This window comes from Dehalobacter sp. CP (assembly GCF_047652685.1).
Classification (GTDB): Bacteria; Bacillota; Desulfitobacteriia; order Desulfitobacteriales; family Syntrophobotulaceae; genus Dehalobacter.
In genome coordinates this window covers 2138390-2161818 of the sequence record NZ_CP157399.1, presented here as the reverse complement: position 1 = coordinate 2161818, position 23429 = coordinate 2138390, and the positions used below count along the sequence as shown (strand labels likewise).

25 protein-coding genes are annotated in these 23429 nt (G+C 44.7%); 22 read left to right on the top strand and 3 right to left on the bottom strand.

The window, feature by feature from the left end; all coding sequences use genetic code 11:
* Positions 1-235: 235 nt before the first annotated feature.
* Positions 236-1096, bottom strand: a complete 861-nt coding sequence (locus AAH944_RS10670; RefSeq protein ID WP_415534896.1) for a hypothetical protein — start codon at positions 1094-1096, stop codon at positions 236-238.
* Positions 1097-1362: 266 nt separating this feature from the next.
* Here AAH944_RS10670 and AAH944_RS10665 point away from each other — a divergent pair, with 266 nt between their 5' ends.
* From AAH944_RS10665 to rbr, 7 genes are all read left to right on the top strand, one after another.
* Complete coding sequence (locus AAH944_RS10665) at positions 1363-3195, top strand: two-component system sensor histidine kinase NtrB (protein WP_415534895.1); 1833 nt, start codon at positions 1363-1365, stop codon at positions 3193-3195.
* A 118-nt stretch (positions 3196-3313) separates the two neighbouring features.
* Positions 3314-3766: a hypothetical protein gene (locus tag AAH944_RS10660; RefSeq protein ID WP_415534894.1), complete on the top strand. Its 453-nt coding sequence runs from the start codon at positions 3314-3316 to the stop codon at positions 3764-3766.
* Positions 3767-3786: 20 nt separating this feature from the next.
* Positions 3787-4374, top strand: a complete 588-nt coding sequence (locus AAH944_RS10655) for an accessory gene regulator ArgB-like protein (protein ID WP_415534893.1) — start codon at positions 3787-3789, stop codon at positions 4372-4374.
* On the top strand, positions 4371-4493 hold the full coding sequence (locus AAH944_RS10650) for a cyclic lactone autoinducer peptide (protein ID WP_415534892.1): 123 nt from the start codon (positions 4371-4373) through the stop codon (positions 4491-4493). Before AAH944_RS10655 ends, AAH944_RS10650 begins: the two co-directional genes overlap by 4 nt.
* A gap of 88 nt (positions 4494-4581) precedes the next feature.
* Complete coding sequence (gene trhA / locus AAH944_RS10645; protein WP_415534891.1) at positions 4582-5229, top strand: PAQR family membrane homeostasis protein TrhA; 648 nt, start codon at positions 4582-4584, stop codon at positions 5227-5229.
* A gap of 27 nt (positions 5230-5256) precedes the next feature.
* Positions 5257-6015, top strand: a complete 759-nt coding sequence (locus tag AAH944_RS10640; RefSeq protein WP_415534890.1) for a fumarylacetoacetate hydrolase family protein — start codon at positions 5257-5259, stop codon at positions 6013-6015.
* A gap of 188 nt (positions 6016-6203) precedes the next feature.
* A complete protein-coding gene (rbr, locus tag AAH944_RS10635) occupies positions 6204-6740 on the top strand; it encodes a rubrerythrin (RefSeq protein WP_415534889.1) in 537 nt (178 codons plus the stop codon).
* Positions 6741-7004: 264 nt separating this feature from the next.
* Here rbr and AAH944_RS10630 read toward each other — a convergent pair whose 3' ends face one another.
* Positions 7005-7838, bottom strand: coding sequence for a histidine kinase (locus AAH944_RS10630; protein ID WP_415534888.1), 834 nt, complete (start codon positions 7836-7838; stop codon positions 7005-7007).
* 123 nt (positions 7839-7961) lie between these two features.
* Positions 7962-8219 (bottom strand): hypothetical protein, encoded by a 258-nt coding sequence (locus tag AAH944_RS10625; RefSeq protein WP_415534887.1) that lies wholly within the window; start codon positions 8217-8219, stop codon positions 7962-7964.
* 248 nt (positions 8220-8467) lie between these two features.
* On the opposite strand from AAH944_RS10625, the gene AAH944_RS10620 reads away from it, so the two are divergent.
* From AAH944_RS10620 to AAH944_RS10550, 15 genes are all read left to right on the top strand, one after another.
* Positions 8468-9640 (top strand): FprA family A-type flavoprotein, encoded by a 1173-nt coding sequence (locus tag AAH944_RS10620; protein WP_415534886.1) that lies wholly within the window; start codon positions 8468-8470, stop codon positions 9638-9640.
* Positions 9637-10017, top strand: a complete 381-nt coding sequence (locus tag AAH944_RS10615) for a desulfoferrodoxin (RefSeq protein ID WP_415534885.1) — start codon at positions 9637-9639, stop codon at positions 10015-10017. Before AAH944_RS10620 ends, AAH944_RS10615 begins: the two co-directional genes overlap by 4 nt.
* 299 nt (positions 10018-10316) lie before the next feature.
* Positions 10317-10673, top strand: a complete 357-nt coding sequence (locus tag AAH944_RS10610) for an NADH-quinone oxidoreductase subunit A (RefSeq protein ID WP_415534884.1) — start codon at positions 10317-10319, stop codon at positions 10671-10673.
* Positions 10664-11203: an NADH-quinone oxidoreductase subunit B gene (locus AAH944_RS10605; RefSeq protein WP_019225116.1), complete on the top strand. Its 540-nt coding sequence runs from the start codon at positions 10664-10666 to the stop codon at positions 11201-11203. Before AAH944_RS10610 ends, AAH944_RS10605 begins: the two co-directional genes overlap by 10 nt.
* Positions 11196-11657, top strand: coding sequence for an NADH-quinone oxidoreductase subunit C (locus AAH944_RS10600; protein WP_415534883.1), 462 nt, complete (start codon positions 11196-11198; stop codon positions 11655-11657). Before AAH944_RS10605 ends, AAH944_RS10600 begins: the two co-directional genes overlap by 8 nt.
* A gap of 35 nt (positions 11658-11692) precedes the next feature.
* Positions 11693-12802 (top strand): NADH-quinone oxidoreductase subunit D, encoded by a 1110-nt coding sequence (locus AAH944_RS10595; protein WP_415534882.1) that lies wholly within the window; start codon positions 11693-11695, stop codon positions 12800-12802.
* 36 nt (positions 12803-12838) lie between these two features.
* Positions 12839-13885 (top strand): NADH-quinone oxidoreductase subunit NuoH, encoded by a 1047-nt coding sequence (gene nuoH, locus AAH944_RS10590; RefSeq protein WP_415534881.1) that lies wholly within the window; start codon positions 12839-12841, stop codon positions 13883-13885.
* Positions 13886-13897: 12 nt separating this feature from the next.
* The gene (locus AAH944_RS10585; protein ID WP_415534880.1) at positions 13898-14311 is read left to right on the top strand and encodes a NuoI/complex I 23 kDa subunit family protein; all 414 of its coding nucleotides are present in this window, start codon (positions 13898-13900) and stop codon (positions 14309-14311) included.
* Positions 14312-14812 (top strand): NADH-quinone oxidoreductase subunit J, encoded by a 501-nt coding sequence (locus tag AAH944_RS10580; RefSeq protein WP_415534879.1) that lies wholly within the window; start codon positions 14312-14314, stop codon positions 14810-14812.
* Positions 14809-15144: an NADH-quinone oxidoreductase subunit NuoK gene (gene nuoK / locus AAH944_RS10575; protein WP_119774406.1), complete on the top strand. Its 336-nt coding sequence runs from the start codon at positions 14809-14811 to the stop codon at positions 15142-15144. The genes AAH944_RS10580 and nuoK overlap by 4 nt, the downstream gene beginning before the upstream one ends.
* A gap of 37 nt (positions 15145-15181) precedes the next feature.
* Positions 15182-17155, top strand: a complete 1974-nt coding sequence (gene nuoL / locus AAH944_RS10570) for an NADH-quinone oxidoreductase subunit L (RefSeq protein WP_415534878.1) — start codon at positions 15182-15184, stop codon at positions 17153-17155.
* On the top strand, positions 17155-18693 hold the full coding sequence (locus AAH944_RS10565; RefSeq protein WP_415534877.1) for a complex I subunit 4 family protein: 1539 nt from the start codon (positions 17155-17157) through the stop codon (positions 18691-18693). The genes nuoL and AAH944_RS10565 overlap by 1 nt, the downstream gene beginning before the upstream one ends.
* Positions 18693-20123: an NADH-quinone oxidoreductase subunit N gene (locus AAH944_RS10560; protein WP_415534876.1), complete on the top strand. Its 1431-nt coding sequence runs from the start codon at positions 18693-18695 to the stop codon at positions 20121-20123. Before AAH944_RS10565 ends, AAH944_RS10560 begins: the two co-directional genes overlap by 1 nt.
* A gap of 284 nt (positions 20124-20407) precedes the next feature.
* Complete coding sequence (gene pabB, locus AAH944_RS10555; RefSeq protein ID WP_415534875.1) at positions 20408-22621, top strand: aminodeoxychorismate synthase component I; 2214 nt, start codon at positions 20408-20410, stop codon at positions 22619-22621.
* Positions 22602-23423 carry an aminotransferase class IV gene (locus AAH944_RS10550; RefSeq protein ID WP_415534874.1) on the top strand — a complete coding sequence of 274 codons (822 nt, stop codon included), beginning with the start codon at positions 22602-22604 and terminating at the stop codon, positions 23421-23423. Before pabB ends, AAH944_RS10550 begins: the two co-directional genes overlap by 20 nt.
* Positions 23424-23429: the final 6 nt, after the last annotated feature.

Genomic DNA, 23429 nt, shown 5'->3' with positions numbered 1-23429 from the left:
ACAATTATGTCTAAAATATAAATGGATGAAGTTTTACCAATAATTTTTGTTAAAATAGCAGAATACAAAACGATTGAAACAAGCCTATATTGCTTTGGATCTCAACCCGTGGAAGCTTCAGCGGGATGAGGAACCTGTTTGCAACGCAAATGGATACGCCAATTATTAGATCTTAAGCGTGAGGAGACATATGAAGGGTGCCTTCTAAAACCCATTTATTGTCGACGGGTTTTGTTTATTTCTTTTGCTTTTTGCTCTGCTCTGCTGCCTGCAAGGACTTTTCGAGTGCGGCAATATTGGCCAACGTAATTTTCCCTTTGATTTGCACCAGCTGCGTATTTTTTTCCTGAACTACTTTTTCGAGCTCCAGAATGGACAGGTCAAGCTTGCTGGAATCATCCTGCTGTTTTCCTTCCAGCGCGTTATTGAACATGGCCCAGGATGATTTAAGCTCTTTGATCGCCGCTGATGCTTTTTCCCAGTCTTTAGACTCGGCGAACAAAATGGAGCTTCGGCTGAAATAGATGATATTCTTGATTTGAGGAGAAGTATTGGTTTGATAAAGCGCATAAATATCCGGAATCTTCTCATATAGGGCATTTAAGGCCATCATGATTTTCATTTTGTCTTTGGTAATCACGGATTCTGTAAGAGTATTCAGGGCATCGCTGAAATTCTCGATGAGTTTTTTGGCAGCGCCTTTTTGATTGATTTTAGGCATAACTTCATTCCAGAGATTATGGAGCTGGCTAATTTCGAGTGCTGCCTGCTGTAACGGATCCGGGGTCTGATTCGTCGTCTTTGCCTGTCCGGAGGTGTCCTGTCCCGACTGCTCTTTCTGCTGACTGCCTCCTTCGGTTTGACTCTTACCGTTCGTTTGGCTCTGACTACCTGCTTGATTCTGTCCACCGGCTTGTGTCTGTTCATTCTGGTCTTTTGTTTCTTCCGCCATGAGGGATGGCCCTTTTAAAACGCTAAAGATTTTTTCGATCGATGACTCGATGTCTTCGAGCTGTTTAGGGACTGTTTCGGACTTTACCGATTCTTCGGGCTGCTTGCCTGTAATTTTATTCAGCATGCTGCATCCCGGAAACAACAATAAAGAAATAATAAAAAAGCAGAATAATTTTGTAGACCAATTCCTACTTTTTATTGTAAAATATCCCATATAAATACTTCCTTTGTTACTTTTTTCTGTTATTATTTGCAGTTTCTTGCTTCTTATTCTTAAGAAACTTATTGAATTAATGCCAAAGTTCTGAAATAATGGAAAGTAATATCAACAAGTAATATATAATTAGCTGTTTACACAAGTGAGCATATTTTGAAACGTTATTGGCATTTGTGGAAAGAGGTAGAAAAATGGGATTCAGTAAATCAATTATTCAGTCGACGATGATTAAGATAACTTTGCTTATGTTCTGTATCTTTCTTATCTTGTATTTTTTTATTACAAATATTTACTGGAATGAAGAGGTTTTAAAGAAGGAGTTTGAACTGATGGGTGTAGCATCAGTTTTAGAAAATCAAATCCAGGCGCAATATACGGATATCCAGCTTTATAAGAATAATGACAATCTTTCAGCAGAAGAAAAGATAGTAAAAATCAATACGTTGCTCGGACAAGATATTGCTGACCTTTCCGCGAAGTATTCCAATATCCGTATAGGTTATTTTGACAAGGAAATGGATCAGAATATTATTTTTGCACCTAGTGTGGAATCTGTCGCTACGAATCACTTTGATGCTGGGATCTCCGCTAAGATTTTTCAATCCGGGACTATGAAATTTGTCAATCAAACGGGCGTCATTGATTGGAATGGTCAAGGCATTGTTGCGGTTGCGATACCATCTTATTACAAGAATACAGTGATTGGTTACACCTGGGCCGAGATGGGAACCAATAATATCTTTTATCTGTCATCGTTTAAATATGCTAAAGTGCTGATCCCAAGCATTATTCTCTGGATCATTGTTCTGGCCATTATTAAAAAGAATATTGTCAGAATCAAGGCTTCATTGGAGTCCTTTGCCCATACAATAAAAAGCAACAGTCTGGAAAACGTGGAGGACCTGGAAAGGCTGCCGGAACTTCAACCGGTATTTGAAGAGATCAGAAATCACCTGGAAAACTTGTATCAATTGAATATCGAATTGGAAAGCTCTAATGACAAACTCCTGACCATCATGGAGGGCATTGGTGACGGATTCTTTGCTTTGGACAGAGAGTGGTGCATTACCTATGTCAATAAAGAGATGAAGAGAAACATGGGACACGATCTTGAAGACCTGATTGGAAGAAATATTTGGGACGTTTACAGTGTGTTAGCTGATTCTGCAACGCATGTCAACCTGAAACGGGCTTTAGAAGAGAATATCTCTCTGCATTGGGAGGAATATATCTCTCCGGAAAATAAATATTTTCAGTATCATGCCTACCCGTTTAAACAAGGCCTCACAGTTTTTGTCAGGAATATCACTGAGCTGAAACAAAGAGACAGAGAAATGCAGCGTCTAGAGCGGCTCAACCTGATCGGACAAATGGCGGCAGGGATCAGCCATGAAGTCAGAAATCCGCTGAGTACGGTCAGGGGCTTTCTGCAACTGCTGGAGGGCCAGTCTGATTCGGAACTTAAGATAGAATACATGGATCTGATGATTACGGAGATTGACAGAGCCAATGAGATCCTTACCGATTTTCTATCTGTGGCCAAAGTTAGTGCTGAAGGAACAAAAGAGGAGAATATCAACAACATTATTAACCGGTTGTACCCAATGCTGCAGGCTGATGCGAATAGTTCAGGCAAAGAGCTGCTTTTGGAATTGAATGATATTCCAAGCATTGATCTCAATGAGTCAGAGATTAAACAACTTATCCTTAATTTAGTCCGAAATGCTCTGGAAGAGACTGCTACGAAGGGAAAGGTCTACATCAAAACGTACCAGGTTCAGGAAGGGGTCGTTCTGGCAATCCAAGACCATGGTAAAGGGATTCCCCAGAGTGTTCAGGATACTCTGGGTACACCGTTCGTTACGACGAAAGAGAATGGGACAGGCTTAGGCCTTGCGATTTCTTTAGGTATTGTGCGCAGACATCAAGCCAGGCTTGAATTTTTGACAGGAGAGGAGGGGACCACATTTTTTATTACTTTCCCGCTTAATAATTATAGCAATAATGAAAATGAACAGATCTAACGATTGAGTTGCCGGACTACAAAAAACTATAGGACTTATGAAATATTTTTGAGATTAATAAAGGGAAAATACCAAAGCTGTAGAATTTAGATGCATATAATGCCAAAGGAGGAAATCAATGAAAATTCCGATAATAGCACTCATTTTGCAAGGAATACCGGAGCAGATCGCTGTTGTCACTTTAGCCTATATTATTGCAGACATGCCTTTTGCTTGGAAAAAAATTGTTTCCATGGGGATAATTTTGGCTTTGACCTCTTATTTACTTCGGGTTTTTTCAATTCTGTTTGGCTTACACACTGTGATTATGTTGGTCTTTTTATTTGTTCTTTTGTTTGTTTGGGGTAAGAGTAATTTTTATGCTGGTTTGGTAGCAAGCCTTCTTAGCTTTTTAGCCTTAATTATTAGTGAGACAGTTTGTTTAGCTTTGTTAATGCCATTATTTCACGTTTCAGCTGAGATGCTAAACACAGATGTTGGATTAAGGATATTTATTACTTTACCTCAAGTATTTGTTTTATTCATAGCGAGTTTAATCATTTTAAAAGTAAAAAAACATGTTAGAAGATAAGTATACCAGGGGGGAAGAAAATGGATCTCTCTCAAATCAGCGAGCGTATTTCCCGTAATATGACAGCTGAACTGGATTTTGATAACGATAAAAAAGAAATCGTAGCTTATGGTATTGAGTCACTTGTTTTAACAGTGCTGGGTTTTCTGGCAATAATGGGAATGGCCTTTCTTTTTAAAGCCTTGGTACCCACGGTCATCGCTGCTGTTTTCGGGGGATTTCTACGGAGAGTATCCGGTGGGGCTCATTTCGATACGCCGCTAAAGTGTCTGGCTTTTGGGGCGGTAGTTTATTCTAGTCTTGGTGTTATTGCCAAGGAAATTGTTAACTACGGTTTCCAGAGTTCCGGTGTTCTCCTGGCCGTTTTACTGTTTTCTTTAGCCCTAGTTGCTATTCTTGCTCCGGTGGACTGTGAGGCCAAACCTATTCACTCTCAAAATTTCAGAAGAAAACTTAAGATTATTTCCATAGGTTTCGTTATCCTGACGATTGGTGTAGTGTTAGTCAGTAATAACTTCCTGGTAAATACCAGTGCAGTATTGGGGATCGTTTTCCAGACGATGACCCTTCTGCCTGTATTTAATAAAAAAAGGGGGATAACAACATGAAGAAAATTCTCTACACACTGATGGCGTCCATGCTCGTACTCCTCGCTACTGCAAGTTCTGTCTTTGCCTGTGGTTTTTGGGCGTATCAGCCAAAGACACCAAAGTCACTGCAAAAATAAAAAATGAGGCGGGTTTCCCGCCTCATTTTGTATCTACACAGTTTTTGACATTCTATACCAGAATAAATCTTCAGCGGGAGTGTAAGAAATGTTTTTAAGAATTCGGGAACCGATCAATTCAATGTCCCATATGCTCGGGGCTGTACTTTCGCTTTCCGGGCTGGTTCTGCTTCTACTGCGGTCGCTGGAACATGACAGTATGGCCTATTTGGGTTCTGCCCTGGTCTTTGGGGGGAGTCTTATTCTGCTTTATTCTGCTTCGATGATCTATCACTGGGTAGTCTCCAGCGCACAGGTCATCCGTACGCTGCGAAAAATCGATCATTGTATGATCTATGTTCTGATCGCAGGTACATATACGCCGATTTGTCTGATCACATTGCAGGGTGCACTGGGAATGGGCTTGCTGATCGGGATCTGGACGCTGGCCGTTTTAGGGATCGTCTTAAAGCTTGTCTGGTTCAATGCTCCCCGCTGGTTATATACCGCTTTTTATTTGCTTCTGGGCTGGATTGCCGTATTCTTTATTTACCCAATTTCTCTGGCTATGCCTGGCCAGGGCTTATTTCTTCTAATCTTAGGAGGACTGTTATATTCTGTCGGATCGGTTTTTTATGCTGTGAAACCTCAGCGGATCAGACTGGGAAAGTTTGGGTTCCATGAAATATTTCATCTTTTTATATTAGCAGGGAGTATCGTGCATTATCTTTTTATTTACCGGTATGTCATGGGTTAAGGCAATCATAGAGGGGAGTAAAGACGCATGAAATTTCTTAGATTCACGGATGCAGAAAACCAGGTTAGGTACGGCGTATTGACAGGTCAGATGATCCGCTATGTCAAAGGGGATATTTTTGGAGTTTATGAGGTAACGGACCGGATATGTTCGCTGGAAGATGTGCATCTTCTGGCACCTGTTGAACCGTCCAAGGTATTATGTGTCGGATTGAATTACCGGGATCATGCGATTGAATTTGGCAAGCCCATTCCTGCGGAACCTTTGCTGTTTCTTAAGCCTTCTACGAGTGTGATTGGACCTGAAGAGAATATTGTCTATCCGCCTCAAACGCAAAACCTGCATTATGAAGCGGAGCTGGCGATCGTGATTGGCAAAAAAGCAAAAAATGTGGCGCAAAGCAAAGCCGTTGAATATATCTTTGGTTATACGGTCGGAAATGATGTGACTGCCAGGGATCTTCAAAATAAAGACGGTCAATGGTCAAGAGCAAAAGGTTTTGATACATTTTGTCCGCTGGGACCATGGATTGAGACTGATATCGCTAATCCTGACAACTTGGCCGTCAAGCTTACCCTGAACGGGAAAGTACGCCAAAACTCCAACACAAAGAATCTGGTTTTCAGATGTTTTGAGCTCGTGGAATATCTGTCGGCAATCATGACCTTGCTGCCAGGCGACGTTATTATGACCGGAACACCTGGCGGGATCGGAGCAATGAACCCTGGAGACAGGGTAGAAGCTCATATTGAGAAGATAGGTGTGTTGAAGAATTACGTGGTATAAATAATCATATTAAATTGATAATTATTATAAAAAACTATTGCAAAATTGTTTTGAATCATTTAAAATTTTTTCTAGGTCCTCAAATATTAGATCAATTGTCTAGCACCATATCAGTCCAAATCTACATGTTCCCGCTGAGTTGACAAGGTACTTGGCGCCAGTTGAAAAAGTTAGAGAGGAGTAATGAAATGAAAGATTTAAAAGGTTCAAAGACAGAGAAAAATTTAATGGAGGCTTTTGCCGGAGAATCACAGGCGAGAAACAAATATACCTATTTCGCATCTGCTGCCAAGAAAGAGGGTTACGAGCAGATTGCCGCCATCTTTTTAGAGACAGCAGAAAATGAAAAAGAACATGCGAAGATTTGGTTTAAGAAACTCCAGGGAATTGGCTGCACGACGGAAAATCTGGTCGCAGCTGCCGCAGGGGAAAGAGAAGAATGGACCAGCATGTACGCCAGAATGGCGGAAGAGGCCAGAGAAGAAGGATTTGATGACATTGCCGCATTATTCGACGGCGTTGGAAAAATAGAAAAAGAACATGAGGAAAGATACAAACAGCTGTTGCTGAATCTGCAGAACAAGGAAGTATTTGCAAAAAAACAAAATACGGCCTGGAAATGCCGTAATTGCGGACATATTCATGTAGGGACTGAAGCGCCTGAGACCTGCCCGGTTTGTGACCACCCGCAAGCGTACTTTGAAGTGATTGCACAGAACTATTAAACATTATACGGTAACTAAGCTTGGCTAAAGAAAGATGTCATTTCATATGATGTCTTTCTTTTTTGGGTAGTGTAGATTTGAACAGGAATCCTCGCTAACATTCCAAAATCTCTGGGCTTTCAGCAAGTTATCCTATGATATCAGTCTGGGGGCCACAGTTCCGCTGTGAGCGGAGCACGATGCGGAGCGCGGCTTTTTGTATTGTGCCATCCGTGGCACGCGGCTATTGTGGTCCTCAGACTTACCTTCATAATGGTATTGTAATTACATAGCTTTAAACGCTTCTTCTTTATTTTCCTTTTCCTTGAGTTTATGATAGAGCGCAGGATACAATTTTTCAATGCACTCAGGGCAAATAGTATGGGTGAATTCAGAACCAGTCTGCTGGAATAGGTATTCTTCAATTGTGATCCAATTTTCTTCTTCCGTATTAATTTTTTTGCAGCTTGAACATATCGGGATGAGCTGATTCAGAGAATCGTAGGCTTCCTTCATACGGGCATAGGTCAGACTGTTGTTGATAGCCATGCCGATGTAGGTCCCTACCATTTCGAGGTAAAGAATCATATCAAGATAAAACGGCGCTGACTTGCACAACAACTGAATCAGACCGATACAGTTATCCCTGGCCATGATACGGATCAAAGCCACAGATTTAAAGCCAGCCGCAATACAATGTTTATCCTTGGTTTTAAGGACAGAAGGCAGATCATTGGCCCAGAAGCTTCCCTGAGAAGTGAAAAAAGGAATGTTCCTGTCTGCTTTTCCGTGGATAACATCCATGCAGACACACTTTGTAGACCAGAATTCATCCTGAGAGAGCTTCAGGATTTTGAGTTCAGGGTTTACGGAACACAGGGGTGGTTCTTCAGAAATTCGCATCTCAGGCAAGCCTTCGCAGGCATAAAAGGGATAATCTTTGCCATCATATATGCGAATACCGATAGCGTCACAATTAGTGATCTGCTTTAAATGCTTCATAACCGCAATGATTGAGTCTTTCAAATTGATATAATTATTCAGTTCGGAGAGTATTTTTTTTGTCATAATTTCTCTGTCAAGAATTTTTAATAATTCGCTTACTTGGGTTTTCGACATAAATGATACCTCCTTTTCGACTCTATCGTAGTATTCGTATCTTTATCTGATTACAAAAGGTGTAAATAATTTAGCATAATTTGTAAAAAAGTAAAAAATGACAAAAGATTAAAAGTAGGTTTCTTACTCGGTGCAGATCTCGATAAATTTGGCGTTGACGCCGGGAATCGAGTTCAAATCTCCAGCAAAAGATTCTGTTTGTTCGGGAGTACCGGAAAGCTGAAGAATGATTAACCCTGAGTCCGAACATACATTACCGCCCTCATGAAGACCTAGTCTTACGGTGATCAAACAACCATATTTTGTCAAGACGCCCTGTACTTCGGCAGCATTTTTCGCCCTATGGTTAACAGCTACAGCCATAAGATTAAAACAAGACATGTGTTCATCCTCCTTTGTCATGCAAAAATAGAGTCTTCCATTGTATTTGAAGATATATTCTTGAAGGGCGTGATGATTTCCTTTTTTCACTGAATAATTTGCCTAATGACTAAAAATAACTTTATGTTATAATGATTCCTAATAAATAAGATATTGAAAAAATAATAAAAATATTATAAACTAGTTTTAAGAAAAAATAATCAATAAATGTGAATTCCAGGAAGGGAATATCAAGACAAAGATATGAGGTGATTCCTATAAAAGCAATTCAAATTAAGGAGAATGTATACTGGGTAGGCGGAATTGACTGGAACATCAGAAATTTTCATGGGTATCTGACTCAAAGGGGCAGTACATATAATGCCTATCTGATCATTGATGAGAAAATTACATTAATTGATACGGTAAAACATTATCTTTTTGACGAAATGCTGGAACGGATTTCGGATGTGATTGATCCGGCAGATATTGATTACGTCATTTCCAATCATGTTGAGCAGGACCATTCAGGAAGCTTGCCGGAAATTTTGGAGATTGCCACCAAGGCAACCCTGGTCACATCCCCTAATGGGGAAAAAGGGCTCAAGGCGCATTTCCGGGAAGACTGGAACTATCAGATTGTTAAATCAGGAGATGTCCTGAATATCGGCAAGAGGAATCTAACTTTTGTCCAGACCCCAATGGTACACTGGCCGGATAATATGGTGACCTACCTTCCGGCAGATAAAATTCTGTTCTCGAATGATGCTTTCGGACAGCATATTGCTTCAACCGAGAGATTTGATGATGAACTCGCGCTCGGGGTCGTCCTGGAAGAAGCCAGGAAATATTACGCGAATATTGTCCTGCCGTACGGCGGTCAGGTCCAAAAAGCTTTAGGAATCTTAGGCGGACTGGATGTCGAGGTAATTGCGACCAGCCATGGGCTGATCTGGCGCTCCAACATCCCGGCAATTCTCAATGAATATCAAAAATGGTCTGCGAATGCCTCGGAGAAAAAGGCCGTGATTGTCTATGACACGATGTGGAACGCAACGGAGATCATTGCGGAGAGCATCAGCGATGTATTTGAGAAGAAGGGCTATAACGTCCGGTTCATGGATCTTAAAAATAACCATATTTCAGATATTATGACTGAAGTGATCACAGCAAAATATATCTGCGTTGGCTCACCAACCCTGAATAATAACCTGATGCCAAGTGTAGCCGGTTTCTTAACCTATCTTAAGGGTCTGGCTCCGAAGGACAGAATTGGACTGGCCTTCGGTTCTTATGGCTGGAGCGGCCAGAGTGTCGGGCAAGTCGAGCAGTATCTGAAGGACTGCGGTTTTGAAACCCTGGAGAATATCAGGATTCAATACATTCCGGAAGAGGATCAACTGGAAGAGATGAAAGAGAAATTGGAGGGAAGTATCCTATGACGAATTTAAGAGAGATCTACAAGTGCAACGTCTGTGGCAATGTTGTGGAGATTGTTCACGCAGGGGCTCCGGCCTTGGTATGCTGCGGCCAGCCCATGGAAAAGCTCGAGGGACGTTCGGAAGATATGGGTTTGGAAAAACACCTTCCGATAGTTCAAGTAACAGAAGAGGGCATCAAAGTCACTGTCGGGAGCATCGAGCACCCCATGGAAGAGAAACATTTTATTCAGTTCATCGAAGTTCTGACTGCAGATAAAGTCTGTCGTGCAGAGCTAAAACCTGGACAGAAGCCAGAGGCTTTTTTCCCAGTAGATATTGCAGCCGTTCTCGAGGTCAGGGAATACTGCAATCTTCATGGACTCTGGAAAACAAAATAGACCTAAGGTTTTTTATTCCTAATAATTGATAATGAGATCATAGGAGAGGGATGGTATAATAAAGACTGAGATTACCATCTCTTTTTTGTTTCAATTGATCAAATTGAAAATAAATCGTACACTTTTGGATTTTTCGGAATGATATTTTGTTTTTACGACTTTAACAATTTGAGAAAAAGCCTGTATTTGAGCCTTTATTTTTACAAGTTGAGTGTCGGAGGCTTCTGGCACGCATCTTGCAATAATTCTCTGGTGAGAATATAAATTCATTTTAATTTATATAGAAGAGGAGGTAGACAATGTTAATTAATTACGCAGGGATCGCAGTAATTTTAGCGTGGGGAATTGTATTTCCGGTAATTCTGCTGGTGGTTCAGAGACTGCTCTGTCCAAACAATCCGACCAAGGCAAAAATGTTGACTTACGAGTGTGGTCTTGATACCCAGGGGGATACGTGGATTCGTTTTAAAATGAGTTATTTTATGTATGCCTTGATTTTCGTGGTCTTTGATGTTGAAACAATTTTTCTCTATCCTTGGGCGATGTTGTTTGAAAATCTAGGCTTGTTTGCCATTATTGAGATGGTGATCTTTATTGCGATTCTCATTCTTGGATTTGCCTATGCCTGGAAGGAAGGTGCTCTAGAATGGATGTAGTCAAGAAAAACTATAAAGTTGAAGTGCCGGAATATGAAATGCCAAACAATATCATCATGTGCAAGATCGAAGATGCGCTGAACTGGTGCCGATCCCGGTCCTTCTGGCCACTGACGTTCGGTCTGGCCTGCTGTGCGTTTGAAATGATGGCAGCCGGAGATGCCCGCTATGACATTGCGCGTTTCGGGTCCGAAGTTTTCAGACCTTCGCCGCGTCAGTGCGACCTTCTGATTATCGCGGGCACAGTCACGAAAAAAATGGAACCGATTGTTGCCCGACTGTATGAACAAATGGCCGAACCGAAATACGTGCTGGCAATGGGCAGTTGCGCGATCAGCGGTGGTCCGTTCAAAGACTCCTATAGTGTTGTGAAAGGAGCCGATACGTTCTTGCCGGTAGATGTCTACGTACCGGGCTGTCCGCCGAGACCGGAAGCACTGTTCTACGGACTTCTCGAGCTGCGGAAAAAAGTGACGAATCCCAGAAAGTTCGCTGAGAACAACAAGGAGAGGATCATGCAGAATGGATAAAAAGATTGATCGTCAAGCGCTGGTTGCCTTTCTTAATGAGAAGATGGATGCGCAAGCGGAAGTCTTTGAGGACAATACGGAAGCTTCCATAAAAGTACCCCGCTTGAAGCTTGTGGAGACCATGCAGAAACTTAGGGAAAATCCACAGTACAAATTCGATGTTCTGATGAATCTGAGCTCTGTGGATTATCCGGAAAACTTCACTGTGATCTATCACCTGTTTTCGATTGAGCATAAGCATTATTTGACTGTAAAAGTGGAAATAAGCAAAGAGAATCCCTGCTGGGTACCGTCGGTCAGTTCTGTCTGGAAAGCGGCTCAGGTACACGAAAGGGAAGTTTTCGATTTGATGGGGATTCTATTTAATGATCATCCTGATCTCAGAAGAATTCTGCTGCCGGAGGACTTTGCCGGACATCCTTTGCGCAAAGATTTTACGCAGCAGGCTGATTAAACACCAAAATGCGAAACAGAATTTGAGGTGTAAGAATGAATGACATAAGAACCCAGGAGATGAACTTAAACTTTGGTCCTCAGCACCCCAGTACGCACGGGGTGTATCGCGGTGTGTTCACGATGCAGGGCGAATATATTACCAAGTGCGTGAACCATATCGGTTATCTGCACCGCGGCATTGAAAAATTAGCGGAGTCCCGCACCTATACCCAGTTTATTCCGTACAACGGACGGCTGGACTATGTTTCAGGCATATTGAATGAAGAGGCTTATGTCCGTGCGGTGGAAAAATTGATGGGTATTTCCGATCAGGTTCCTGAACGGGCTGAATATATCCGGGTGATGATGGCGGAACTTCAGCGTATTGCCAGCCACCTGGTATTTTATTCCTCGATGGCGCTGGACATGGCCGGTTTCACACCTTGGACTTATGGGTTCCGCGAGAGAGACACAATTCTAGATTTATTTGAAATGGCAACCGGTAGCCGCATGATGCCGAATTATATGCGGTTTGGTGGCGTTGCTGCTGATCTGAACGAAGAATTTATGCCTGCCCTGCGCAAACTGCTCGATATCATGCCGAAATGCATGGAAGAGTACCACGGTATTTTAACAGGCAATGAGATATTCCAGGCCCGTACAAAGGGGGTTGCCCCGCTTTCCCGCGAAAAAGCTTTGATTTACGGGATATCCGGTCCTTCGGCCAGGGCTTCAGGCATTGATTATGACCTGCGCCGGGACGAGCCCTACGGAATTTATGACCGTTTCAAATTCAATGTGCCGGTCCGTCAGACTGGGGATACGTTTGATCGTTATATTGTTCGTATGGAAGAGATGGCTGAAAGCGTCAAAATTTTAGAACAGGCTTATAGAGAAATTCCGGAAGGTCCAGTTCTGGCCAAGGTCCCGAAAATAATTAAACCTCCTGCCGGAGAAGTCTATCACCGTATCGAGCATTCCAAAGGGCATCTTGGTTTCCATATTGTGAGTGATGGTACAGCCAAACCTTACCGTTTAAGGATTTGTTCTCCCTGTTTTGTGAATGTGGCAATTTTTGAAGAAATGGCTGTCGGTTTGCATCTGCAGGATGCAGTGGTTGCTTTTGCTTCCTTAGACATTGTGTTGGGAGAAATTGACCGCTAACAGACAGAAACAAGAATTCAGAAGATGGAGGAAAATATGGTACTATTTCTTGTTTGGGTCGATATGTTCAGACAGTGGCTTGTTGGGATTGGAATACCGGCATTGCCTGCTGAAATATTGATTAAAACCATTCTGGTTTTAATTGTCATTATCTTTGTGCTAACGAACCTAATTGTTCTGGTCTGGCTGGAACGTAAGTTTGCTGCTTTTTACGCTGACCGCGTCGGCCCTAACCGCCTTGGACCTGCAGGTTTTCTGCAGTTCCCGGTTGATATTGTCAAAATGCTCGGGAAAGAGGATATCATTCCCGAAAACGTGGACAGACCGGTATTTAAGATTGCCAGTATCTGCGCATTCCTTACGGCAATTATGGGCTGGGCCGTTATTCCTCTTGGCAAAGGCATGATCCTGGAAGATTTGAATGTCGGACTACTGTACTTTATTGCGATTGGTTCTACAGGAACGATTGCCTTTGTCATGGCCGGTTTTGCTTCGAATAATAAATACGCGCTGCTCGGCGGGATGAGAACGGCTGCTCAGATGATCAGCTATGAAATTCCGCTGGCCTTTTCTTTGCTCGGCATCGTCATGATCACCGGAAGCTTAAGCCTTACCGAGATTGTCGATGCCCAGAAAAACGTCTGGTTTGTCTTTCCGCAGATTCTTGCCTTCTTCGCTTATTTTGTTTGTTCCATCGCGGAAACAAACCGTGGACCGTTCGACTTGGCGGAAGGGGAGCAGGAGTTGGTTGCGGGATACTTCGTCGAGTATTCGGGTATCCGCTATGCGTTGTTTATGGTCGCTGAATATACCCATCTGGTTGCGGTCTCGGCGATTGCAGCCGTTGTGTTCCTCGGCGGCTGGAATGCACCGTTTGGCTTGACCTTCATACCGGGATTCATCTGGATGATGATTAAAATTTACTTGATGATTTTCCTGTTCATGTGGGTCAGATGGACATTTGTCAGGGTAAAAGTCGAGCATTTGATGCATATCGGCTGGAAATTCCTGATCCCGCTTACTTTATTTAATATTGTGATCACCGGCATTGGCGTTTACGTCTACCGGATGATTGCAGGTTAAGGTGGTGAAATCGTGTACGGACAAGGACTTTTAAAAGGCTTAAGCATATCAATCAGACACTTTTTCAAAAAGAAAGTCACGGAGATGTACCCGGAGCAAAAGCCTAACCTGCCGAAGCGTTCCCGGGGATGGTTTGAACTGACCCCGGATAAATGTACGGCATGCGGACTTTGCGTCAACGCCTGTCCCAACGGGATTATCTCGATTGAAAGCTATAAGGATGAGAACAACAAAAGAAAGCTGGCTCAGTATCGTATGCTGATGGAAAGCTGTATTTTCTGCGGATTTTGTGTTGAGGCCTGTCCTCAAGATGCTTTGTACAATACGCAAGCTTTTGAACAGACGGTCTTCTTCCGGGAAGATCTTAACAGAATCCTCTATAAAGCCGAGCCTCAGTCGGTTCAGGCTGAAAGGAGTGAAGCGTAGATGGGCTTTACAGTGATGTTTTACGTAATTGCCATCGTTACCCTCGGTTCGGCACTTATGATGGTCATCAGCAAAAATATCTTTCACAGTGCGCTTTTAATGCTGGTAGCATTTTTGGGTATTGCAGGGGTTTTTGTTCTGCTGCATGCTGATTTTCTGGCCGCCACCCAGGTTCTGATTTATGCCGGGGCGATCACGATATTTGTTGTCTTTGCGATCATGTTTACCATACGCGGGGATATGAAATCGACAAACTTGTTCTCCAGGAACCTGGTTCCGGGAGCGCTGCTCTCGCTGATCATGATTGTTGTGAATGCAGTCATGGTCCTGACAACGAAGTGGCCGTTGAAGACTATGACAGCTCCGGAGTCAACAGCGAAGGAAATTGCCAATCTGATGCTGACAAAATACGTCGTTGCGTTTGAAGTGACCGCAGTACTGTTGCTGGTGGCCATGCTCGGCGCGATTGTTATTGTGAAAGAGGTGAAAAAGTCCTCATGAGTAGTATCATCCATTTTTTATTCAATATTGGATTGCCGCATTTTCTGATTCTTAGCGGAACTCTTTTCTTCATCGGACTTTTCAGTGTTCTGGCCAAAAGAAACCTGATTGCGATCCTCATGGGAATGGAAATCATGCTGAGTTCAGTCAACATCAATCTTGTTGCTTTCAACAGATATACCACCGCTCCGGCTCTGCACGGCCACGTCTTTGCACTCTTTGTGATCGCCTTGGCAGCGGCGGAAGTATCGGTAGGCTTGGCCTTGATTATTTCTGTCTACCGCCAGCACAAGTCGGTTGAAGCGGATGATATCGATTCGATGAAATGGTAGTCTTAATTCAAGATAAAGGCAGGTGTAATTTACTATAATGATTGATTTTGCTCTGAATAACGCCTGGTTGATTCCGTTGTTGCCGGCGTTGGCCTTTGCTCTGATCGTCTTTGTGACGAAACCCTCGCAAAAGCTAAGCGCTTTCATTTCCATTCTGGGCATCCTTGTATCGTTTGTACTGTCGGTTGCTATTGGAATAGGCGTATTTCAACGCGGCGAATTCTTAATAGAACATCCTTTAAAAGTCGTTGTTACCTGGTTCAGTATGCATGGACTGGCGATCGACGTAGGAACACAGATCGATCCGACCTCGGCCATGATGCTTTTCGTGGTGACGCTGGTCGCATCTTTAGTTCAGATTTACTCTCTTGGCTATATGTACGGAGATCCTGGGTTTTCCCGTTTTTATTCCTATCTTTCGCTCTTTGCCGCCTCGATGCTGGGGCTGGTCATTGCACCGAATCTTCTGCAAATGTTTGTATTCTGGGAACTTGTTGGCCTGTGTTCGTATCTGCTGATTGGTTTCTGGTACGAAAGAAATTCAGCGCGTGAAGCAGCGAAAAAAGCTTTCATTACCTGCCGGGCAGGTGACTTTGGCCTGCTGCTGGGCATTATTTTACTTCAGGTGAACTTTGGAACGCTTGATCTGCAGGAACTCGCTGAAATGATCCCGAATTTTGCGCAGTACACGACCCTTTCGGCTGGTGCGATGACGGCAATCGCGATCGTGCTGTTCCTCGGACCTATGGCCAAATCCGGTCAGTTCCCGTTCCATGTTTGGCTTCCCGACGCCATGGAAGGCCCTACACCTGTCAGTGCTTTGATCCATGCGGCAACTATGGTTGTCGCAGGGGTCTATCTGGTTGGCAGAACGCTTACGCTGTTCATTACGCTTCCTACGGCAATGGTCTTTGTGGCGATTATCGGTGGCTTTACCGCTATCTTTGCTGCCACCATTGCGTTAACGCAGACCGAGATGAAAAAGATCCTGGCTTACTCGACGGTTTCCCAGCTTGGCTATATGATGCTGGCCCTCGGAGCAGGAAGCCTTACCGCCAGTATGTTTCATTTGTTCACCCACGCTTTCTTCAAAGCGCTGCTCTTCCTGTGCGCAGGCGCTGTGCTTCATGCAATGCACAACGAAGCCAGCATTGCGAAATACGGCGGTTTGAAAAAATACATGCCGGTTACTTACTGGACCATGCTGGTTGGCTGCCTGGCCATTTCCGGTATCTTTCCGTTTGCCGGCTTCTTCAGTAAGGACCTGATCCTGGAAGTCACCTATGCTGCTTCGTCGTTATCGGGACATGCTGCCGGTCCGTTCCAGGGCGTCTACACGGTCCTGTTTATTCTGGCAGCGTTGACGGCCCTACTGACGGCATTTTATATGTTCAGAATGTTCTTCATCTGCTTCCATGGCGAACTGAGAAGCCACGAGGCCCATCCACATGAAGCACCGAAGACCATGACGATCCCACTGATCATTCTTGCCGTATTTTCTCTGGCCGGTGGCTGGGTAGGCTGGCCGGGACTTGGAGAAGGGCAGGCTTTCGGTTATTTCGTCCGGTTGGGTCATTTCCACGAGGTGGAGGCCAACTGGTTCCTGATTATCCTGTCGACAGCGTTGGCGTTGATCGGAATTGGAACGGCTGCACTGTTCTATCTGAAGAAGGCATTCTCAGCCGAAGCCGTAGCCCAAAAGATACCGTTCCTGTACAAGCTTTCGCTGAATAAGTACTATATTGATGAGTTTTACCTCTGGGTTATTCATCACATCATCGATGGATTTGGCCGGATTTTGTGGTGGGTCGATGTGGTTGTCGTCGACGGCATTGTCAATGGTCTGGCACGTCTTACCCGGGATTCGGGTGACGCTGTCCGCAGAGTTAATACAGGAAACCTTCAGCACTATGCGATGGTCTTCTTTGTCGGTGTGATTGTCCTGATCATGATTTTAACGACTGCAGACTTCAGTCAACTAAATATTGGGCTGCTGGGAGGTGTCAAGTAATGAATTTTCCTGTCTTAACCACCATTTTACTGGCACCCATCATTGGTGCGCTGATCAGTGTCTTTATTCCGAAAGAAAAATCCGATGCGATTAAAGCTGTTGCCGGTATCACCACGTTCATTTCCCTGGCACTATCCATTTTCGTGTATTACATTTACTACACGCAGAACCTGGCTGTCGGCGGATTTGCATTTACAGAAGACATTCCATTCATTACGGATTTGGGCGTTGTCTACTCGCTCGGGGTCGACGGCCTGAGCCTGCCGCTCCTGCTGTTGACCAACGTTATTGGCTTTTCAGCAGTGTTTTCCCGTTCGTGGAGTATCGAGAAAAGAGCCAAAGAGTTCTATATCCTGCTGCTGATCCTGATTGCCGGTGTCATGGGAACTTTTATTGCCAGAGACCTGTTTATCTTCTTCTTGTTCTATGAAGTGGTGGTCATTCCGATTTACATCATGGTGATCATCTGGGGAAGCGGCAGCAAAACCAAAGATGTCAATAAAGAATACGCCGGTATGAAACTGACGATCTATCTACTGATCGGAAGCGCCTTTCTTCTGGCCGGACTGATTTGGATGTATGTATTGGCCGGCAATATGCTCGGAACGCCGACCTTTGATATTGAAAAGCTCGCGACACTGAACTTCTCTAGAAATCTTCAGATTGCGATCTTTGGCTTGATGGCGCTGGGCTTTACGTCCCTGATCTCGATGTTCCCGTTCCACTCATGGTCCCCGGACGGATATGCCGGTGCGCCGACTGCGGTTTCCATGATTCACGCCGGTGTTCTGAAAAAGATTGGCGGCTATGGTCTTATCCGGATCGGTATCTTTATCTTCCCGCTTGGTGCTAAATTCTGGGCACCGCTGATTGCGATCCTGGCTGTCTGCAACGTGCTTTACGCGGCGTTCATCAGCCTGGCCCAAAAAGACATGAAATATGTCGTCGGATATTCCAGCGTGAGCCATATGGGTTTCGTACTGATCGGTATCGCATCGCTTAATGTGATCGGTTTGAACGGTGCGGTTGCCAATATGTTCGCGCATGGTGTAATGGCAGCGCTGTTCTTCTCGGTCGTCGGCTATATCTATGCTGAAACGAAAACCAGACATATCCCTGATCTCGGAGGGATTGCACATCAGATGCCCCGTCTAGCCGGTGTGTTCCTAGTAGCGACGATGGCTTCGGCCGGACTGCCGGGCTTAATCACGTTCGTTCCTGAGTTCACCGTATTTATGGGCGCTTTCAGCGAACCTGCCATCAGGATTCCTGCGATTCTGGCCCTGACGGGAATTATTATTGGAGCCGTCTATGTCCTGAGAATGGCAGCCAATGTACTGTTTGGACCACGCAAGACAGAATGGGACGGAAAAATGGATATCAAAGGCTCCTATATGATTCCGGTCATCGTTCTGGTCGCATTCACCGTAATCTTCGGTTTGTTCCCATCGTTATTGATGGATATGGTCAATTCAGGAATAGAGCCTATTGCTGAAAAACTGGTCGAGGCCGGTTCCCAGATAGGAGGTACGCTGTAATGAATATTAACGTGTCTTTATTTACCACTGAAATTGCAACTGTACTCCTTGGACTGGTGGTCCTGGCTGTCGGCTTGTTCCTGACCAAAGAAAAACGGCATAGGCTTGGTTACGTCATTGCCGTGGGGCTTGCTGTGATCTTCGTATACAGCTTCGGAAGCTACGGACAGAATACCAGTGTGATGGACGGTATGTTTATCATCGATGATTTCGCCGTATTCTTTAAACAGCTCTTTATGGTAGCCGCCATTCTGGTCATCCTGACCTCGACCGTCTATGTCAAAAAAATGGGCGGTAACTATGAGTTCTACGTCATTACGCTCGTTGCTGCACTCGGCATGATGGTGCTGGCTTCCGCCGGAGATCTGCTGACGCTTTATGTAGCCTTGGAAACCATGACGATTTCGTTTTATATTCTGTCAGGCTACAAGACGGATCTCAAGTCCTCTGAAGCTGGGATCAAATACCTGGTTCTCGGTGCCGTTTCTTCCGGAATTCTTCTGTATGGCTTAAGCCTGGTCTATGGCATGACCGGTACCTTTGTGATCCGTGATATTGCCGAAAGCATAAGGCAGATGGACGGACTGTCACCGGCGATCCTTGTCGGAATCATTTTCCTGCTGTCGGGGCTTGGCTTTAAAGTGTCACTGGTGCCTTTCCATATGTGGTCACCTGATGTCTACGAAGGTGCCCCGACCCCTGTCACCACTTTCCTGGCTACCGGTTCAAAAGCGGCTTCGTTTGCAGCTCTGGCCCGCATTCTGATTGAAGCGCTGCCCGGCTACAGCGAACAATGGACGTTTATCCTAGCGTTTATGGCTGCGATGACGATGGTCATCGGAAATATTGCTGCCATTCCGCAGACCAATATAAAGAGAATGCTTGCGTACTCGAGTATTGCGCAGGCCGGCTATATCATCACGGGGATTATCGCCGTGAGTTCCGCTGGGATCAAAGCAGTTGCATTCTATTCGATGGTGTATGTCCTCGCGACGATCGGTGCCTTTGCGGTTGTCATCACATTCTCCCAGAATACGGGAAGTGAAGAGATTAAAGATTATGCAGGGCTTGCCCAGCGTTCACCGTTTATGGCCGCCGTGCTGACGGTATGTCTTCTGTCGATGGCAGGGATACCGCCTCTCGCCGGTTTTGTCGGCAAACTTTATTTGTTCTCTTCGATCGTCAACCAGGGCTATTTATGGCTTGTCATTCTCGGTCTGGTTATGAGCATGGTTTCCGTCTATTACTATTTGCTTGTGGTTAAAGCCATGTATATGAACGATCCTGTCTCCGGCACGCCGATCAAGGTTCCAGTCGGAACCAATGTTACCCTGCTGCTGATTCTGGTCCTCACGCTGGTTCTCGGTATCTATGCCGAACCACTGTCAGTGCTGGCGAATATGGCTGGAAATGCGATTTTTCCTTTCTAATGTAAGTGTTAAGTAAAATTTTTTAGATAATCAAAAGGCGTCTCAGGTCATATATGAGACGTCTTTTCTTATCCTAGAGTTGTCTTTGGGCTAGTCTTATTATTTGTGTGGTTATTCGAAGAGCGTTCTACGAGTACAGCTATTCCTAGGTGTGTCTTAATTAATAATTTTTTAGAGTAAGGCTGTAAAACCACGGAATCTGTGATATATTATCTCTACCTGAATAATGTGTTATTTCGGCATAATTTAACTATTTATTGACAATCAGCAAAGGAGAATTATAGGTGATATTCATCTTGGATAATTATGATTCATTCACATATAATCTGTATCAGTATTTCGGAGATCTCGGCGAGGAAGTACTTGCTCGGCGTCCTGAGGAGTGTACGATTGCCTGGATCCAACAGCAGGAACCGGAGCTTATTGTGATTTCTCCGGGTCCCTGCTCACCGAATGAAGCGGTCTTTGCGCTGGAAATCATCCGGCATTTTCAGGGAAAAATTCCGCTGCTGGGCATTTGTCTTGGCCATCAGGCGATCGGGCAGGTTTTTGAGGCTGAAGTTGTCCGAGCCAAGACGCCGGTTCACGGCAAAGTATCGAGCATCACGCATGACCGGTCCGGCGTATTCCGAGATATTGCCAGCCCGTTTACGGTAACCCGCTACCATTCTCTGGCCCTGCGCAGAAACAGTATACCTGCTGACTTTATTATTTCCGCGGAAACAGAAGACGGTCAGGTGATGGGGATCCGTCACCGCTATTTGCCGATTGAAGGAGTACAGTTCCATCCGGAGGCTATTCTTACAGAAAACGGTCATCAAATGCTGCGGAACGCAGTACAGGATGCCCGCAGGTGGCTCAGTGAACACGGCGAATTAAAGATGATTCAAGCATCAAAACCATCAGTAATGCTACAAACAATTCAGGAACCAGGAATACCGGAATCAGTAAAGTCATTGGAAACACTAGGATTAGAAATATCAGAAACACAGGGAACGCCTGATAAAGATAAAACCAAGCAGAATATCTGGCAGGTTAGACCTTTTATTACGAATCTAAAGCCGTTCGAGATGCTTCAGGTGTTTAAAAATGCCAGAGATCCTTTCTTCTTGGACAGCGGGGACGGTTATGCCGAGCTGGGGAAGTATTCTTATTTCGGGGCGGATCCTTTTATAAAGATCAGTGCTTATAAAGACCGGTATGCTATCGCAAAGAACTGTAAACATGAGGAACTGATCACTTATTCTGCAGGGCAGTACAGCCTTACAACTTTGAACGACTATGTCTTGAAATATCAGGCTCCTTCCGCGGCACCTTTTCCGTTTGCCGGAGGGGCTGTCGGATACTTCAGCTACGATCTGAAAAATGAAATTGAAGAATTGCCTGTTCGGGTCAAAGATGACCTTGGAATGCCGCTCTGGCGGCTGGCCTGGTATGATGGGATTGTTGTCTACGAACACGCAACGGAGACTTACAGTCTGACGGCCTGCGGCATGACGGATCAGGGCTGCTGCGACCCCTCTCTTGCTCGGGAAAGACTTGATAAACTGGAGAAGCTTCTCCAGCATTATGTAGAGGAAAAATATTTGGCTAATAGTTCAGCGGAGCTCTCCTGTGCGGGAAATGAATTAGCTGTTTCCGGTATTTCCTTTGCCGAAATCCATAAAGCTGTCTCCCAGGAACAATATTACAGGGATCTGCAGCGGGTCATTGATTACATTTATGCCGGTGATATTTATCAGGCGAATCTGACTCAGGTGTTCAGTGTCAGGTATGAAGGAGATCCCTGGGATTTGTATGAACAGCTTCATCGCAAGAATTCTGCTCCGTTTGCTGCGTTCTTGCCGTATCCCGATTTTCAAATCCTGTCATCCTCTCCCGAACGGTTTATTCAGATTACACCGGACGGAAATATTGAAACGCGTCCAATCAAGGGAACCCGGCCAAGGGGGGAAACTCCGGAGGAAGACCAGAAACTTGCAGATAAGCTGGTTAATAGTGAAAAAGACAGGGCTGAACTTACCATGATCATCGATCTCGAACGCAATGACCTTGGAAGGATCTGTGAGTTTGGATCAGTGCTTACCACAGAACTGCTGACTCTGGAAAAATATCCGACTGTTTGGCACCTTGTTGCCACAGTCGTTGGGAAACTCAAGAAATCCTTAAAACCGGAAGAACTGATCAAAGCCATTTTCCCGGGCGGCTCGATCACCGGTGCGCCCAAAATCAGAGCGATGGAAATCATCGATGAGCTTGAACCGTACAATAGGGGTATTTACACTGGGAGTATCGGCTATATAGGCTTCGATGGGGCCTGGGATTTGAATATTGTGATCCGGACCATTCTGCTGAAAGAGAAAACGGCGTATCTTCATGCCGGGGGAGGGATTGTTGCCGATTCGATCCCCAAAAAAGAATATGAAGAAACGATCCATAAAGCGGGAAGGCTTCTGGAAGTTTTGGGGGTTAAGCTTGATGGGAAATCAGAAAAGTAAAAACAGAAGCTTCGGTAAAATTGAGCCTGTCGGTATTTTTGAAACGATAAAGGTTACTGCCGACGGGATCGCCGTACCTGGATTGCATTGGGAGAGGATGAGCAAGGGCGGTAAGCTTCTTGGAATCACCATTCCCGCTTATGATGAATGGCTGAACAAGATCGAAACTTACCTAAAAGAAACTAAAATTGAGCAGCGGCCTTTTGCTTTGAGAGCAGAAATCAGGAAAGATCCGAGTCTGATTTCCGATCAAAGCCAAAATCATAATCACAATAACCAGTGGCTTTTCAGCACTAGAGCAGTTTCCTATACTCGTGAACAATATGAAGAGGGTGTCCGGGTCCTGTTTATGCCAGAGCACCGGGTTGACCCTATACCGCTCAACTACATTAAATCTGCAGATCTTCTGGATACTGCCGCTGCCCTGCGCGCGGTGCAGGGCGGTGGTGCGTTTGAAGGGATTTGGTTGAACAGCAGGGGCCAGATAATTGAGGGGACTAGAAGCAATGTTTTCTTTGTAAAGAATGGGCATCTTTATACGCCTTCCCTGGAAAGCGGCTGCCTGGCCGGTATCAGAAGAAGGATTGTGATAGAAAAAGCCATTGAGCTGGCTATACCGTTCAGTGAAGGCGTTTATTATCCTGAAGACTTATTGAATGCTGATGAAATTTTCCTTACCAATTCCCTGATGGAAGTCATGCCGGTAAGCAAAATGGAAGGGAAAATTTTTCGGCTTGATGGAACACTTGGGCGTCGGCTGCTCCTAGCCATCCATGGCATCGCAGCATTAGATCATCCATGATCGTCG

Excerpts from the sequence above, each read along its gene's own strand:
- AAH944_RS10665 (WP_415534895.1), top strand. The coding sequence starts at position 1,363 with ATGGGATTCAGTAAATCAATTATTCAGTCGACGATGATTAAGATAACT.
- AAH944_RS10660 (WP_415534894.1), top strand. The coding sequence starts at position 3,314 with ATGAAAATTCCGATAATAGCACTCATTTTGCAAGGAATACCGGAGCAG.
- AAH944_RS10655 (WP_415534893.1), top strand. The coding sequence starts at position 3,787 with ATGGATCTCTCTCAAATCAGCGAGCGTATTTCCCGTAATATGACAGCT.
- AAH944_RS10650 (WP_415534892.1), top strand. The coding sequence starts at position 4,371 with ATGAAGAAAATTCTCTACACACTGATGGCGTCCATGCTCGTACTCCTC.
- trhA (WP_415534891.1), top strand. The coding sequence starts at position 4,582 with ATGTTTTTAAGAATTCGGGAACCGATCAATTCAATGTCCCATATGCTC.
- AAH944_RS10640 (WP_415534890.1), top strand. The coding sequence starts at position 5,257 with ATGAAATTTCTTAGATTCACGGATGCAGAAAACCAGGTTAGGTACGGC.
- rbr (WP_415534889.1), top strand. The coding sequence starts at position 6,204 with ATGAAAGATTTAAAAGGTTCAAAGACAGAGAAAAATTTAATGGAGGCT.
- AAH944_RS10630 (WP_415534888.1), bottom strand. The coding sequence starts at position 7,838 with ATGTCGAAAACCCAAGTAAGCGAATTATTAAAAATTCTTGACAGAGAA.
- AAH944_RS10625 (WP_415534887.1), bottom strand. The coding sequence starts at position 8,219 with ATGTCTTGTTTTAATCTTATGGCTGTAGCTGTTAACCATAGGGCGAAA.
- AAH944_RS10615 (WP_415534885.1), top strand. The coding sequence starts at position 9,637 with ATGACGAATTTAAGAGAGATCTACAAGTGCAACGTCTGTGGCAATGTT.
- AAH944_RS10610 (WP_415534884.1), top strand. The coding sequence starts at position 10,317 with ATGTTAATTAATTACGCAGGGATCGCAGTAATTTTAGCGTGGGGAATT.
- AAH944_RS10605 (WP_019225116.1), top strand. The coding sequence starts at position 10,664 with ATGGATGTAGTCAAGAAAAACTATAAAGTTGAAGTGCCGGAATATGAA.
- AAH944_RS10600 (WP_415534883.1), top strand. The coding sequence starts at position 11,196 with ATGGATAAAAAGATTGATCGTCAAGCGCTGGTTGCCTTTCTTAATGAG.
- AAH944_RS10595 (WP_415534882.1), top strand. The coding sequence starts at position 11,693 with ATGAATGACATAAGAACCCAGGAGATGAACTTAAACTTTGGTCCTCAG.
- nuoH (WP_415534881.1), top strand. The coding sequence starts at position 12,839 with ATGGTACTATTTCTTGTTTGGGTCGATATGTTCAGACAGTGGCTTGTT.
- AAH944_RS10580 (WP_415534879.1), top strand. The coding sequence starts at position 14,312 with ATGGGCTTTACAGTGATGTTTTACGTAATTGCCATCGTTACCCTCGGT.
- nuoK (WP_119774406.1), top strand. The coding sequence starts at position 14,809 with ATGAGTAGTATCATCCATTTTTTATTCAATATTGGATTGCCGCATTTT.
- nuoL (WP_415534878.1), top strand. The coding sequence starts at position 15,182 with ATGATTGATTTTGCTCTGAATAACGCCTGGTTGATTCCGTTGTTGCCG.
- AAH944_RS10565 (WP_415534877.1), top strand. The coding sequence starts at position 17,155 with ATGAATTTTCCTGTCTTAACCACCATTTTACTGGCACCCATCATTGGT.
- AAH944_RS10560 (WP_415534876.1), top strand. The coding sequence starts at position 18,693 with ATGAATATTAACGTGTCTTTATTTACCACTGAAATTGCAACTGTACTC.
- AAH944_RS10550 (WP_415534874.1), top strand. The coding sequence starts at position 22,602 with ATGGGAAATCAGAAAAGTAAAAACAGAAGCTTCGGTAAAATTGAGCCT.